Source organism: Pseudomonas cistanchae (genome assembly GCF_054483635.1).
In genome coordinates this window covers 332,984-347,733 of the sequence record NZ_JBTLWN010000006.1, presented here as the reverse complement: position 1 = coordinate 347,733, position 14,750 = coordinate 332,984, and the positions used below count along the sequence as shown (strand labels likewise).

Genomic DNA, 14,750 nt, shown 5'->3' with positions numbered 1-14,750 from the left:
AACTGGCGCGCCTACCGCTGGCCTCAGGCAACCAGCAGCGGCGGCATCGGGCAGTCGAGCACATCGGCTACCGCGCGAATCAGCTCGGCCTCGGCAGCGGTGAGGTGGCCGTCGTGCTCCACGCAGCGGGCCAGGGCCTTGAGCAGCCGTGGCTTCTGCAGCGGCCACATCAGATTCAGGCGGTTCAGGGCGCCATCCAGCGCCTGCATCGTCGGCATGCCCTTATCCACGAATGGCAAGCGGTCGAATGGCAGCAATGCCCGCGCAGCGGCAAAGGCGTGGTCCGCCTCGCCAGCGTCGGCATGCCCGGCATGGGCTAGGGCAGACAGCAGCACGGCGCTTTCGTCGGCCAGTTCGAGCAGGTGATATTTGCCGTTCAGCGGCCGCGGCCCTTCGACGTTGCGCTGCAGGATTCGCAACAGCGTCCACTCCAGCAGGTCGATCTTGCGGTCGGCCTTGGCCAGCAGGATCAGGTTGCTCTGCAGCGTCGCCCATTGGTCCTTGGCCAATTGCTTGAGCACGGGAATCGCCAGCTCGAGCAGCGGCAGGCGCAGCCCGTCGGCCAACAGCAGCAGCTCGTTGGCGACCGTATCCAGGGCCTCGGCAACTTCCACCTCCAGGTGTGGCTTCAGCAGTGCCAGCTGGCGCGCCTGGGCCGCAGGCTCGCGCGCGAGCATCAGGCCATAGGCCAATGCCTGGGCACCGCTGAAGCTGTGGGCGGCCTGGCGCAAGGGTTCGCCGATAAGCAGCAAAGCGCTTCTGGCCTGCTGCAAGTGGGCCGGTTGCGGATCGCCAATCGCGCTGATCGCCTGTTCGACCGAAGCTTCGCTGAACGGCGCCGTCATGGCTGGAGCGCCCAGGGCCTGCTGCCAGCTGGCGGTAACCTCGGCGGGCAAGGCCGAACGCTCGGCCGGTTCGAGGGTCACCTCGCTGAGGTTGACCCGCGGAAAGCTGCCATCCCAGGCGGGTTCGATGCGGCGAATGCGCTCGTCCAGCAGCGGGTGGGTGGCCATCAGACCGTCCATGGCCTGGCGGATACCTGCGGCAAAATACATGTGGCTGAACTCGGCGGCATGCCCGGCCTGCAACCGCGAACCCAGGGTACTGCCGCCAATTTTCTTGAGGGCGCCGGCGATGCTGTCGGGGTTGCGGGTGAACTGCACGGCCGAAGCGTCGGCGAGAAACTCCCGCTGGCGACTGACCGCCGCCTTGATCAGGTTGCCGAAGAAGGTGCCCGTGTATCCCAGGATCCATAGCGTGCCGCCAATCATCAGCAGCCCGCCCTTCGACCTGTCCCGATCGGAATAGCTGCTGCGGTCGCTGCTCTGCAGCAGCACCTCGCCGATCAGGCCAAGCAGCAGGATGCCGTGCAGCAAGGACACCAGGCGGATATTCAGGCGCATGTCGCCATGGAAGATATGGCTGAACTCGTGGGCGATCACCCCCTGCAGCTGTTCGCGCGACAGCAGGCAGATGGCACCACGGGTGATGCCGATCACCGCGTCCTGGGGCGTCAGGCCCGCGGCGAAGGCGTTGATGCCCGGATCGTTGAGCACGTACACCGGCGGCACCGGGGTGCCCGCGGCGATGGCCATTTCCTCGACCACATTGAGCAGGCGCCGCTCTTCCAGGCTCTGCGGCGCGAGGTTGAGCAGACGCCCACCCAGGCGCTCCGCGACCACCTTGCCGCCGCCGCTGAGTTGGGCGCTCTTGTACAGGCTGCCCAGCACCACTACGCCAATGACCGCGAACGCCACCAGGCCCACCAGCGGCCAGCTCGGCAGCAGGCTGAACGGCACATCGGCGTCCAGCCGAGAGGAGCGCTGGGTCTGCTGATGCACATGCCAGATCACGCCCAGAACCAGGCTGGTCAGGGCGATCAGGCTGGCCACGGCCAGCATCAGCAGCAGTACCAGGCGGCCGCTGTTGCGCTTGGCGCGGTCCTGCTGTTCGAAGAAGTTCATTGCGCGATCCGTATGCAGGCAGGGTTAGAACGACACCTTCGGCGCTTCCTGAATCGCCGCGCTGTCGGCGAACTCGAGCAGGCTGGCGTCCTGGGCATGGCCAAAGGTTGGCGCCAGCGCCACGGGCGGGAACGACTGCTTGTAGGTGTTGTAGGCCATCACCGCATCGTTGAAGGCCTGGCGGGCGAAAGCGACCTTGTTCTCGGTCGTGCTCAGCTCTTCGCTGAGCTGCTGCATGTTCTGCGAGGCCTTGAGGTCCGGGTAGGCTTCCATCACCACGTTGAGACGACCCATGGCGTTGTTCAGCAGGCCTTCGGCACCGGCCAGTTGCGCCATGCGCTGGGCATCACCGGGTTGCGCCGCGGCAGCCTGAAGATTGGAGGCCGCACTGTTGCGCGCGGCGATTACCGCCTCGAGGGTTTCCCGTTCGTGGGCCAGGTAGCCCTTGGCGGTTTCCACCAGGTTGGGGATCAGGTCATATCGGCGCTTGAGCTGCACCTCGATCTGCGCGAACGCGTTCTGGAAGCGGTTACGCAGCGCCACCAGCTTGTTGTAGATGCCGATCACGTAGAACACCAGCGCGGCGAGAATGGCCAGGATAATCAGGGTGGAAACAGCCATGGCGAAGTCCTTGTCTGAGGGCGAGAGAGTGCTGATGGTAGCGGAAAAGCCTGAGGAAAAATGCCGAGTGTGGCTAATCGATATCGCAGCCGGCAGGTCGATTGCCTCCAGCCCATAGATCGGCGAACAGAGCAGTAGCGACCAGCATGCGTCACCGTGGCGCTAGCTCAGCGGCTATAGCCCGTACTTGTGCTTGAGCGCCGCCACCGCCTGATGTTCGCTGGCCAGAAACGCATCGAACCGCTCGATCAGTTCCGGGTGGCGAATGCTCGACAGGTGGTAATGGCTGTCGCTCACCGCAAGCAAGCCGGGCTCGACCACCAGCACATCCGGTTGCCCCAGGCGGGCCAGGTGGTAATGCGCCACCTGCTGCGCCATGTTCGCCGCGTCGATATAGCCGGCCAGCGCCATGCGGATCAGCCCTTCAGGATTGGGCGCCTGATGGATTTCCACCCGGCCGGCGTCGATTTCGCGCTGGAATTTCCATGGCGTGAAGCCGCTGATAAAACCAAGCTTGCGAAAGCTCTCGGGCGGTTGCCCGAGGCGATCCGGCACGACCAGCATCACGTCCTGAAAGGTCAGAACCGGATTCGAGTAGCTGACGCCGCGCTCCGCTACGTCGCCCTGGTTCCAGCGCGGATTGTCAGGGAATACCAGGTCGAGGCGACCCGCCCAGTACTCGTGATAGAGCCGCCGCACCGGCAACGGCACATAGTGCAGGCGCACCTGCGCATGGGCCGCGAACAGGTCCAGCAGCTCCCGGGCGTAACCCTGGTATTGACCCTCCGCGGACACCGAGTAGATCGGGAAATAATCGACGCGTTCCACCCCGATGCGATACTCCTCGGCCGCAGCGACCGCCGGCGCAAGCACCAGCCACGCGGCAATGCCAAGCAGCCCGGCACGCGCGCTGGAGCGGATAAAAGGCGTGACAAGCAGACTCAGCATCGGACGAACCCGGTGGACTCAATCCAGTCAGTGTAATCTACCTGACTCGGCGTACTAGAGCCGCTCGCCGCGCCGCGACGATGATCAGCTGCCAATCACCCCGCCATCATTTCTGGTAATCAGCACCGTCGTCGAACGCGGCCGGCTCTGGCCGTCACTGGCCGGGTAGCTGATGCCGGGGTGCTGCACATTGGCCCACATTGCCTTGCCATCCGGGCTCCAGGCCAGGCCGGTGATTTCGCAGCCGCGCGGGCCGACCAGAAAGCGCCGCACCTCGCGGGTGCTCGGGTCGGCGCACAGCAGTTGATTGCAGCCCATGCTCTGCATAGCCGCTTCATCGTCGTCGTAGTCGGTCTGAATCCACAAACGGCCGTGGCTGTCGAAGGCCAGACCATCGGGCGAGGAGAAGAGATCGCCATTGATGGTGCCGGTGAGATTGGCCGGCAGCGCATTGCCGTTGGCATCCTTGGCGCCTTTCTGTTCGCCCGCCAGCAGGAACAGCTCCCAGGTGAAGGTTTCAGCGCTGGGGTCGGCGCCCTGCTCCTTGAAGCGCAGGATTTGCCCATGCAGGTTCTGCGGGCGCGGGTTGGCTTTGTCGGTGGGGTGTTTGTCGCCGCGACCATCGTTATTGGTCAGGGCCACATACACCTCACGGCTGGCAGGATGCACGGCCGCCCACTCAGGGCGATCCATCGGCGTTGCGCCCACCATATCCGCCGCAGCGCGGGCGTTAAGTAGCACTTCGGCCTGGCTGGCAAAGCCATTGGCGTGGGTCAAACCGTTTTGCCCATGCACCAGGGCCAGCCATTGGCCGGAGCCATCGGCATCGAAACGCGCGACGTAGAGGGTGCCTTCGTCGAGCAGGTCGCGATTAGCCTTGGGGTTGGCTGCATCGAAGCGCCCGCTGGGGACAAACTTGTACACGTACTCGCCCTTAGCATCGTCGCCGGAGTAGTACGCCATGCGGCCGTCGTCGCCCAAGCTCAGAGCCGCACATTCGCGGCCGAAACGACCAAAGGCGGTGCGTTTGACCGGCTGCGCCTGGGGATCGAAGGGGTCGATTTCCACCACCCAGCCAAAGCGATGTGACTCGTTGACATAGCCGCCGTTGGCTTGCTGCGGATCGGGGGTGGCGTCGAAGCGCGGGTCGGCGGTCTCCCAGGCGTAGTTTTTACTGGTGCCTTCTTTGGCCAATCCATAGCGTTTGTGCGACACGCGGCTGGCGTAGTCGGCCTGATCACGGTTAATAAAGTAGTTGTGCCAGTTTTCCTCGCAGGTGAGGAAAGTGCCCCAGGGCGTGACGCCGGTGGCGCAATTGTTGATCGTGCCGAGCACTTCAAGACCACTGGGATCGGCAACGGTTTGCATCAGCGCGTGCCCGGCCAGCGGGCCGGCGATACGCATGGCGGTCAGCGCACTGATGCGGCGGTTGTAGGGCGAATCCATAACCCGCTGCCACTGGCCGTCGGCGGCCTTTTTCACTTCGATAACCGACACGCCATGGGCGGCCTGCTCTTTGCGCACTTCGCTCAGCGGCCGTGGCTTGCTCTGGTCGATCAGGTTGCTGGGGTGCAGCGGTGGGTTGACGTATTCGTGGTTCATCACCAACAGGCCACGGTCTGTTTCGCCTTCAAAGGCGAAAAAGTCCATGCCGTCGTGGTTGTCACCAGCCTGCTTGAGCTGCGCCTGCCAGTCGTCGCTGGCATCCGGGTTCCACTGCGGCGCGCCGACCTCGACCGGATCGCCCCAGGAGAAAAACGGCGTGGCGCTATAGCCTTCGGCAACCAGCACGCGGTCGAATTGCGGGTCGATCTGAACCGGCACACCCTTGAAACCCAGCAGCGGACTGGCCCCGGCACTGCGGCAGGCACTGATGCCGCCGGCGAGGAAGCCGAGCGCGGCCAGGGTAAGGCCGCCCTTGAGCACATTGCGCCGCGCAGGATTCAGCAAGTCGCTCAGCGCCGGGTTGGCACTGGGGTTGATCGCTACATCGTCGTGGGCTTCAAGGCTGGTGTGAAACGCTTGGTGATCCTGATTCATCACGGCTCTCGCAAAAGGTTGGCGCGCACTGGCCCACGCCGCTCTACACAGAGCAGCCTGGGCGGCGGGCATGGGTTTATTCGATACGGTAGGTAAAGGTGTTTTTCACATTGGGCACGGCGACCGCGCGGCCATCGATCACCCGCGGCTGGTAGCGAAAACTCTGCGCGGCGGCTAATGAGGGACGGATAAACAGGGGATGGCAGGCACCCACCACCTCGGGCTGTTCGACTCGGCCCTGGGCGTTGACCGTGTAGCTGACGGTGCATTCCCCCTCAATACCCTTGTCCAGCGCGCGCCGCGGGTAAGCCGGTGCCTGTTTGGCAATCGGCAGGTACTGGCGGCTGGCCGCCGCAGCGGCTTCGGCCTGCCGCGCCTGCTCGGCAGCTGCATCAGCGGCCTGCTGACGTTGCTGCGCTGCCAGCTGTTCGGCGGCTTGGCGTTGTTGCGCCTGTTCACGTTGCTGCTGTTCTTGCCGAGCCTGCTCCTGACGTTTGCTTTCAAGCCGCTGGCGTTCCTGCTCGAGCCTCTTCTGCTCCACGCGCTTATGCGCCAGGGACGCCTGCTCCAGTTTGTGCCGGGCAATACGCGGGTCGACCTGCGGCTCCACCGGCGTTTGCACTTCCGGCGTCGCTACTTCCGGCGTAGTGACTTCGACCGGCTCGGGAGGCGGAACTTCCACCACTGGCACTGGTGGCGGCAGGCTGACCAGTTGCATGTTGATGGTGCTGACGCTCGGCGCTGGCGGCTTTTCCACCGGCCAGTTGGCCAGCAACAGCGCCAGCACCAATGCATGCAGGGCCAAGGTCAGCAATGCAGCCTGGGCATTGCGCAGGCGCGAGGTTGGCAATCTGGGCCAGGCAACAGAAGCGGGATTGTCCATCAGCGCGCTGCTCACTGCGGGGCCTCGGTGATCAGGCCGAGGTTGCTCACCCCACCCTTCTGCAAGGCGGCGATACCGGCGACCACGGTGGCGTAGTCGGCGGCCTGGTCGGCGCGGATATACACCTGGGTGTCGCCACGCTCGGCGATGATCTGCGTGACCTGGGCGGTCATTTCCTCCAGGCCAACGGTACGGTCGGTCTGCTGTTCGGTGTTCAGCTCGCTGCCCAGGTTCCAGTAATAGCCACCGTCGGCCTGCACCGAGAGGGTGAGGATCTGCTGCTGGGTATCGGTGGGCAGCGCTTCGCTGGCAACCTTGGGCAGCTCGACCTTTACGCCTTGGGTGAGCATCGGCGCGGTGACCATAAAGATCACCAGCAGCACCAGCATCACGTCGATGTAAGGCACCACATTCATCTCGGCCTTGGGGCCATGTTTACTCTGCGGTTTGCGCATGGTGCCACTCCTCAGGCAGCTGCCGCGACGCGGGCAGTGCCTGCGTGCAGTGCGCGGTGCAAACGGGCCTGCAGTTCGTTACCAAAGCCGTAGTAGCGCGAAGTCAGGGTGGCGACGCGTGCGCTGAAGCGGTTGTAGGCGATCACGGCGGGAATCGCCGCAAACAAGCCGATAGCCGTGGCGATCAGCGCTTCGGCGATACCGGGGGCGACCGTGGAAAGCGTCGCTTGCTGCACCTGGGACAGGCCGATAAAGGAGTTCATGATCCCCCACACGGTGCCGAACAGGCCGATATAGGGGCTGACCGAACCGACCGTGGCGAGAAACGGCAGGCCTTTCTCCAGGCGTTCTTCCTGCTCGCTGATGGCTACGAGCAGCGAGCGCTCGACACCGTCGATCACCAGCTCGCCGGCAATCCCTGGCTCCCGCTTGAGCTGGACAAATTCGTGGTAACCGGCCTGAAAGATGCGCTGCAAACCGGCATCTTCGTCCAGCCCATCGCTGCCCTCGCGATACAGCTGGGCCAGATCATGGCCGCTGCGAAACCGTAGCTGGAAGTCCTTCAGTTGCCGTTCGTTGCGCCGCAGTGCGGCGCCGCGCTGAATGATCAGGTACCAGCTCAGCAGCGAGGCCAGCAGCAGGGTCAGCATGACCGCCTGAACCAGCAGGCTGGCATCGCTGATCAGGCTCCAGACGGTCATCTGTTCGAGGGTGTTGTGCATGGGTGTCTCCTTGCATCGCGCGCCGAGGAAAACCCTCGGCCGCTATTCGATTACGTTTGTGTTGCCGATTGATGACGGCCGCGTTTGTCGCGGGCGTGGCTATTCCAGGCCGAGGGCTTTAGCCACGGCGGTCCAGGGCAGGTATTTGTAGTTCTGCCGGTCTTCGGGCATGCGCTTGCGACCGTCCTGCACCACCAGCATGCCGGCGTTCCAGATGCCGCCGAGGTTGGCCGAGGTAACGTCCAGGCCATCGGTTTCCGAGGCGCCATCAATGCCCTGTTGTGCGTTCAAACCGATGCGAAACGCACCGCGCACGGCATAGGGCGCAGTGGCATCAAGCACCACATAGCTGTCATTGCCCTGGCTGGAAATCACCAGGTAGTTGCGTGTCGCGCCCTGGTAAATCGCCAGGCCCTCGATGTCGTCGTGGACCACATTGCCGGACGCAATCACCTGTTCAAGCCGGGTCGACGCATCGGCCCGAGCGTCCAGTGTCCAGACCGCGACATCCTCTTCGCCGACGAACAGGCGCTGGTTGCGGTCATCGGCAACGCAGGCTTCCGGCTGGCTTGCCACCTTGAACTGGCGCACCAGCTCGCCCTTGATCCGCTCAGCGTCCGCACTCAGGCGGTACTGCAGAAAGGTGCCGTCCTTGGCATTGGGAATCGCATAAATCGCCCCGGCGGCATCCTTGAACATGCATAGGCCGTAGATGTCCTTGAGCGGCGTGGGCAGCTGGCCGAGGTTGCGCAACTCGCCGCTGCTGCGGTCGATGGCGAACAGCTGCAGGCTGTTCTGGTCACGGTTGCTGGCTACGGCCAGGTCAACCAGCTGGCCATTGAGGTCGAAGCCGGCACGCACATCGACGTTGTTCATCCGCCCGACGCGCAGGTCCTGCAGCTGCTTGCCGGCGAGGTCATAGGCCAGCAGGCCGCCCTGTTTGTCAGTGCCCAACACGCGGCTCTTGCGCGGGTCACTCGGGTGTACCCAGATCGCCGGGTCATCGGCGGCATCGCCCAAACTCGGAACCGGGTCGGTCTGCACCTGCACCGGCAGAATCGGCAGCGCCGCTCGCGGCTCAGGGGCTTGCGCCTGCCAGGCCAGCTGGCCGTGCTGCAGGCCGTCGTCATCGCGCACCAGCAGTTCCAGGCCGCCGGCAACCGCGCGCACGCTGAGGCCTTCCGGCTCGTTCAGCTTGCCCAGTGGCAATACTGGCTGAGCCTGCCAGCCCTCTTCGCCCCGCCGATAGCGGTGCAGGCTGTTGCTTTCCGGGTCCAGCGCCAGCACTCCGCCCGGCACCACGGCCATACCGGCGAGCGCCTTGCCGATATCACCGAACGGCTGCACCAGGCCTACCGGCTCGCGTACCAGATCGGCCTCGGCATGGGCAGCGTAGGCCCACAGGCCGACGCCCTCCTCGTTGACATACAGGCGCTCGACCAGATCATCGACCTGGCAGTGCTCACTGGCCGGCGGCAGGCTCATGCCACGCACACGCTTGGGCGTCGCCAGCGGCACTTCGTGCTGGGCGACCAGCCACTGCTCACCGATCCCCTCCTCACCGACCAGAAAGACAAAGGCGTTGCTCGCTGCATCGCGGTACAGGCACAGACCATCGATCTTGTAGTCCGGGCGCGGCAGGTACAGCGGCTCGCCCCAGCGTTGGTTGGCCAGGTTGACCAGCATCGCCTGCTGACGGTCGACATCCAGGGCCGCCACCAGCAGACCGCGCGGGCCAACGCGGTGATCGACGCTGGCAAAAGTACCGGGCAGTTGGCTCAGGGTCGCGCCCTGGCCATCAAGCACGAACAGGCCCTGCTTCTCACTGCTCTGCAGGCGTTCGGCACCTGGCCAGAAGCTGTCGCTGGCCAGCCATTGCGCCGCCTCGACCGACTTCATGCTGGGGCTGGCAAGCGCCTGCAGGCTCAAGATTGCAGCGGGTTTATCGGTCACCGTGCTCTGGCAGGCGCTCAAGGCGATCAGGCTGGCGAGCAACAGGTTTTTCTTGAAAAACGAAAGGTGCATACGGGCAAATCCTTGCTGAAAAATGCAGCAGCCAACCGGGCACGCCTGCGGCGTACCCAGCCGACATACAGGTCAGAAATGGGTGAAGGTCAGGCCGAGCTTGTAGGTCGGGCCGTACTCTTCGTACTGAGCGTTGAAGTCGCGGCGACCGCTGTAGACGTAGTAGGACTCGTCCGTCAGGTTCTGCGCCTGGAAGGTCAGCTGCAGCGCAGGCGTCAGGAAGTAACCGGCGCTGAAGTCGACGAACAGCTGCTCATCGGCATACAGGTCATGGGCCTCATCATCAATGGCGGCAACTTCGGCCAGGTACTCCGACTTGTAGTTGGCGGACAGGCGCAGGCTGAGCGTGTCGTCCTCCCAGCCGAGCATCAGGTTGCCGACCGTGTCCGACTGATTCGGCAGGTCGATGTCGCGGCTCAGGCCCTGCCCTTCGATGCTTGCATCGGAGCGGCTGAAGGTAGCGTTGGCGCCGACCAGCAGACCGTTCCAGGGCGCAGGCAGCCAGTCGAATTTCTGCGAGTAGGCCAGCTCCAGGCCATACAGCTCGGCGCTGTCGCCATTGGCAAAGCTCAGCGCTTCGTCGAACCCGACCCACTCACCGGTGCCGGCCAGGTCAGTGTTGTAGACGAAACTATCGATGTCTTTGTAGAACACGAACGCCGACACCACGCCGGCACGGCCCATGTAGTGTTCGATGCCAAAGTCGAGGTTCATCGACTCCAGTGGATCAAGCTCCGGGTTGCCGAAGCTGGCTTCGTCGCCATCGATCACGAAGCCTGGCGCCAGTTGGCCAAAGGTCGGCCGCACCACGGTGTTGGTCCAGGCCGCGCGCAGCTGGGTGCTGGCATTAAGCTGATAGCGCGCGTGAAAGCCCGGCAACCAGTGCTCATAGCGCGTATCGCTTTCGGTGTCTTCGAAGACGCCATCGCGGATACCGCTGCCCTTGGCCTCGAACTCGGTGCCCTCGTAACGAACCCCGGCGATAAAGCGCCAGTCGTCGATGTCGAGGCTGTTCATCAGGTAGGCGGCGTTGATGTCTTCGCTCATTTCGAAGTCATTCACCCGCGACTCTTCTTCGTTATAGAAGTCGGCCTTGTTCAAGCCGCCGAGCAGGCGCTCGATGGCCTTGTCGCTGATACCGGGACCGAAGCGGCCGAGGCCGTACTCCACTGAGCCCTTGCTGAACTGACTGAGGTTGAGCTGAGCGTCGGTAAGGCCAAAGGTGTCCAAATCCTCATAGCTCCAGGCTTCCAGGTCGTTGTCCTTTTCCCGGCGGCTGAGCTTGCCGCCGAATTTGACCTGGGATGCATAACCGCTGAGGTCGTAGTCGCGTGCCAGGTCGAGCTTGATGTTGTGCTCGGTATCGGTGGTCTTCTGCTTTTCCCAATCGACGCTGTCGAGGGTGAAGTTGCTGGGGTCGTAGAATGCCGAGTCGATGCTCAGGCGCGGCTTCTTGGTGTCGCCAAAGCCTGCGTCGGTGAAGTCGTCGTTGCCCTCGAAGGTCGCGCCGGCAATACCTTCCGGGCTGTCTTCGCTGGAGCGGCTGTAGCCAGCCTGGGCTCCGATAGTCCACAAGCCGAGCATGCGCTCGCCACCGAGTACGTAGGACTGTACTTCCTGGGTTTCCTCGCGGCTTTTCAGCTCGCGATAGCCTTCGGCGTCGCCACGCTCACCAGGCAGCTGCGTATCAGCAAACTCGACGCCTGCGGCATTGCGGGTTTCCGTGTCCTTGTAACGGCTATACAGGGTGCGCAGGTAATAGCTGGAGAGATCATCGGGCTTGTAGTCGAAGTTCAGGCCAAAGCCCGTGCGTTCGCGGGTGATTTCATAGTCGCGCTGCTCCAGCTCCTCAAGCCGGGCGCCATCGCTGAAGTCCCAGGCGCCGCCGGTTTCGACGTTATCCGAACCGAAGTCGCGTTCCTGCCAGCTCAAGGCTGCGGCCACGCCGAAGTTGTCGATGCCGTCGCCCAGACTGAAACGGTCGCTAATCGCGCCGGAGAACTTCGGGCTGGTTTGTTCGGTGTTCTCGTCGTAGCTGCCTTCGGCGCTGCCGGTATAGAACAGTCCTTCGTGATCAAAGGCCGACAGGCTCTCCACTTCCACGGTGCCACCGAGGGAGTTGGCGTCCATGTCCGGAGTCAGGGATTTGACCACCGTCAGCGACTGCACCAGCTCCGAGGGCAAGACATCCAGAGCGACCGCGCGGCGATCACTTTCCGGCGAGGGCACCAGGGTGCCGTTGATGGTCACGCTGTTCAGATCCGGGCCGATGCCGCGCACGCTGACAAAACGCCCTTCGCCCTGATCACGCTCAACCGACAGGCCAGGAATACGCTGCAGCGCTTCGGCGGCGTTGTCATCTGGCAACTGGCCGATGCCGTCGGCGTGCACCACGCTCTCGACGTTGTCGGAACTGCGTTGTTCTTTAAGCGCCTTGTCGATGCTGACGGCTTGGCCGACCACCTCGACGTATTCGGTGGCTGGCTCGGCGGCAAACGCCGCGCCGCTTGTAGCAATGGCCAACGCCAGGGCGCTGATGTGAAAACCCGCACGACGGGCCGTGCTTCTGCGTATGTTCACTGCTTACCTCCCAAGAGCGAAATCCGCCGGGCACCGATGGCCGGGCTACTGGGGAGCAGACGCTAGATAGGGTGGATGACGGTTCTGTGACAGGCCACGGCGAGCGCCGCTGAATCGCGGTTTTTCGCCGACTTTTCCCGGCACTTTGAGCCGAAATGACCTGCAGATCAGGGTGTGGTCGATGAACGGGTTGGTGATAAGCGCTGCATTCGGCCTACTCGTACAGGGCCTTTTTTGTATGGCTTCAGCCCTCCGACGGGAGCGACCTCCCCTGCCAGTGCCCACGCCACGACTGCGGTCTGGGCGCTGTTGCAGATTGCCGCGGGTGGCCGGCATTCCGGGGCCGGACGTGTCAATGTTCAGCCGTTGCCCTGAGCTAAAACGACCTCCTGACGGCGCAACCAAAGTGTCACATTCATCTGTTCAGCTGGCGCCCTATCGCACTTCATGGAGCATTGCGCTCATGCCGCCGCTGCTTAAATTTCATGCCTGGAAACTCGCCGGGCTGTTGCTGGTGGCCCACTTCGGCCTGCTCGCGCACCTGATCGCAGGCAGCGTGAAGCCCCTGGCGGAATGGCACTGGACCGACATCATTGGCGAGGGCGGTTCGGCGCTGCTGGTGCTGACGTGGGCCTGCCTGCTGCTGAAAAGTCGGCCTGCCGGGCAAGTCACCAACCTGCTGTTCTACGGCCTGGCCTGCCTGTTTCTCTCGCTGTGGATGGATTCGGTGGACGAGCTCATCCACCTGCCGGAGGGCATCACCTGGGACAAATGGCTGGAATCCGGGCCGATGCCGGTGGGGTTCGTCCTGATGACGCTGGGCATCTATCACTGGCACCGCGAGCAACTGGCGATCAGCGTGCAGATGGAGAAACGCGAGCGGTTGTTCCGCGAGCATCGGCTGTTCGACAAGGTCACCCCGCTCGGCGGCGCTGATTACCTGCGCCTGCAGCTGCAACAGGCGCTGCACGAGGCACAGCGCGAGCGGCAACCGCTGTCGCTGGTGATTCTCGACCTGGATGGCTTCAGCGCGGTCAACCGTCAGTACGGCCATGCCGAGGGTGATCGGCTGCTGCAGGCGCTGACGCAGTTGCTGGTGCTCAACCTGCGCCGCCAGGATCTGCTCTGCCGGCTGGCCGGTGACCGCTTCGTCGCCCTGCTGCCGAATACTGGCGAGCAGCAGGCGGGCCAGCTGGCGCGCGAGCTGCAGGACGCTGTGCAGCATTTCGCCTACAAGAGCGACCAGCATGGCGAGCGCCTGCACCTGCGCGCCAGCGTGGCGGTGGTGATGGCCCTGCAGGACAGCCCGGAAAGCCTGCTGCAACGGCTCAATCTGGCGCTTGCGCGGGCCAAGCACGTGCCTGCCGCGAAGTGCGCCTGAGGCCACCACCATGACCGTGAAAACGCCTTGGTACGAATGCGACAGCCGCTTTATCGCGGCGCATTACCAGCCGGCGGCGCTGATCGATCTGGCGATCAGTCGCGAGGTCGATACCCACCGGCTGCTGCGCGGCACCGGGCTGTTCTATGACGACATCCTTGCCGGCCAGGTGCGCATCAGCCCGCAGCAGTTTCTCAAGCTGATCGACAACAGCCGCCGCCTGCTGAATGCCGACGACACCAGCTTCCTCTTCGGCCAGCGCCTGCTGCCCGGGCACTACGATGCTTCCAGCCATGCCCTGCGCCACGCCGGCACCCTACACCAGGCGCTGGAACTGCTGGTTCGCCAGCGCGCGTTGCTGAGTCCGCTGCTCGCGCCACGGCTGTTGATTGATGAACAACGCGCCTATCTGTATTGGCTGGATGCCTGCGGGTGCGGCGAACAACGCCGCTTTCTGATGGAAGCGAGCATGACAGCGGTCAGCGCGACCAGCCGCTGGCTGTCTGGCGAACGCCTGCCCTGGCGGTTTCATTTCAGTCACGGGCAACCGCGTTATATCGAGCAGTACTGGGTCAACCTGGGCGAAGAGGTGCAGTTCGAGCGCCAGCTGGACATGATGAGCATCGCCGTCGACTACCTGCACCGCCCATGGCCCATGGCGTCGGCCACTGCCGGCCAGGTCGCGCAACAGCAGAGCCAGCGGCAACTGACCGAGCTGGGTTTTCGCGCCAGCCTGCTGGATCGCCTGTACGCCTACCTGCAGGCGCATATCCGCGAGCCGCTGAACCTCGACTCGGTGGCCCATGCCTTCGACATGAGCCCGGCGACCTTCAAGCGCAAGCTGCAAAAGCACGGCACACACTTTCAGGAACAACTCGACTTGGTGCGCAAGCACGTCGCGCTCTATCTCTATCAGGTGAAGGGCTACAGCAACGAGGAAGTCGCCGGCTATCTGCACTTCCAGGACACCACCAACTTCCGCCGCTCGTTCAAACGCTGGACCGGCTTTTCCCCGAGCGCACTGCTCCACCTGCTGGGGCAATAGCCAGCGGCCGGATGGGTGGTGAGAATTTTGGCGCCACAAAAAGAAAACCCCGCTGGTGCGGGGCCTTTGCAGACTGAGTGTTGACA

Annotated in this window: 11 protein-coding genes; 2 read left to right on the top strand and 9 right to left on the bottom strand. The window is 63.8% G+C overall.

What is annotated here, in order from left to right:
- Positions 1-23: 23 nt before the first annotated feature.
- The 9 genes from ACX0MV_RS17915 to ACX0MV_RS17875 form a co-directional block, all read right to left on the bottom strand.
- Positions 24-1,964 (bottom strand): M48 family metallopeptidase, encoded by a 1,941-nt coding sequence (locus ACX0MV_RS17915; protein WP_458983879.1) that lies wholly within the window; start codon positions 1,962-1,964, stop codon positions 24-26.
- Between the two features lie 24 nt (positions 1,965-1,988).
- A complete protein-coding gene (locus ACX0MV_RS17910) occupies positions 1,989-2,585 on the bottom strand; it encodes a LemA family protein (protein ID WP_458983878.1) in 597 nt (198 codons plus the stop codon).
- 174 nt (positions 2,586-2,759) lie between these two features.
- The gene (locus ACX0MV_RS17905) at positions 2,760-3,533 is read right to left on the bottom strand and encodes a substrate-binding periplasmic protein (RefSeq protein ID WP_458983877.1); all 774 of its coding nucleotides are present in this window, start codon (positions 3,531-3,533) and stop codon (positions 2,760-2,762) included.
- Between the two features lie 84 nt (positions 3,534-3,617).
- Positions 3,618-5,573, bottom strand: a complete 1,956-nt coding sequence (locus tag ACX0MV_RS17900; RefSeq protein WP_458983876.1) for a PhoX family protein — start codon at positions 5,571-5,573, stop codon at positions 3,618-3,620.
- 76 nt (positions 5,574-5,649) lie between these two features.
- Positions 5,650-6,456: an energy transducer TonB gene (locus tag ACX0MV_RS17895; RefSeq protein ID WP_458983875.1), complete on the bottom strand. Its 807-nt coding sequence runs from the start codon at positions 6,454-6,456 to the stop codon at positions 5,650-5,652.
- An 11-nt stretch (positions 6,457-6,467) separates the two neighbouring features.
- Positions 6,468-6,911: a protein TolR gene (gene tolR, locus ACX0MV_RS17890; protein ID WP_458983874.1), complete on the bottom strand. Its 444-nt coding sequence runs from the start codon at positions 6,909-6,911 to the stop codon at positions 6,468-6,470.
- An 11-nt stretch (positions 6,912-6,922) separates the two neighbouring features.
- Entirely contained in the window at positions 6,923-7,633 is a 711-nt protein-coding gene (tolQ, locus tag ACX0MV_RS17885) for a protein TolQ (RefSeq protein ID WP_458983873.1), read from the bottom strand.
- A 99-nt stretch (positions 7,634-7,732) separates the two neighbouring features.
- Complete coding sequence (locus tag ACX0MV_RS17880; RefSeq protein WP_458983872.1) at positions 7,733-9,658, bottom strand: phytase; 1,926 nt, start codon at positions 9,656-9,658, stop codon at positions 7,733-7,735.
- Between the two features lie 72 nt (positions 9,659-9,730).
- On the bottom strand, positions 9,731-12,238 hold the full coding sequence (locus ACX0MV_RS17875; protein WP_458983871.1) for a TonB-dependent receptor: 2,508 nt from the start codon (positions 12,236-12,238) through the stop codon (positions 9,731-9,733).
- A gap of 463 nt (positions 12,239-12,701) precedes the next feature.
- Between ACX0MV_RS17875 and ACX0MV_RS17870 the strand changes: the two genes are divergently transcribed.
- Together ACX0MV_RS17870 and ACX0MV_RS17865 are read left to right on the top strand one after the other, a co-directional pair.
- Positions 12,702-13,619, top strand: a complete 918-nt coding sequence (locus ACX0MV_RS17870; RefSeq protein ID WP_458983870.1) for a GGDEF domain-containing protein — start codon at positions 12,702-12,704, stop codon at positions 13,617-13,619.
- Positions 13,620-13,629: 10 nt separating this feature from the next.
- Complete coding sequence (locus ACX0MV_RS17865) at positions 13,630-14,664, top strand: AraC family transcriptional regulator ligand-binding domain-containing protein (protein ID WP_458983869.1); 1,035 nt, start codon at positions 13,630-13,632, stop codon at positions 14,662-14,664.
- The last annotated feature ends 86 nt before the right edge of the window (positions 14,665-14,750 follow it).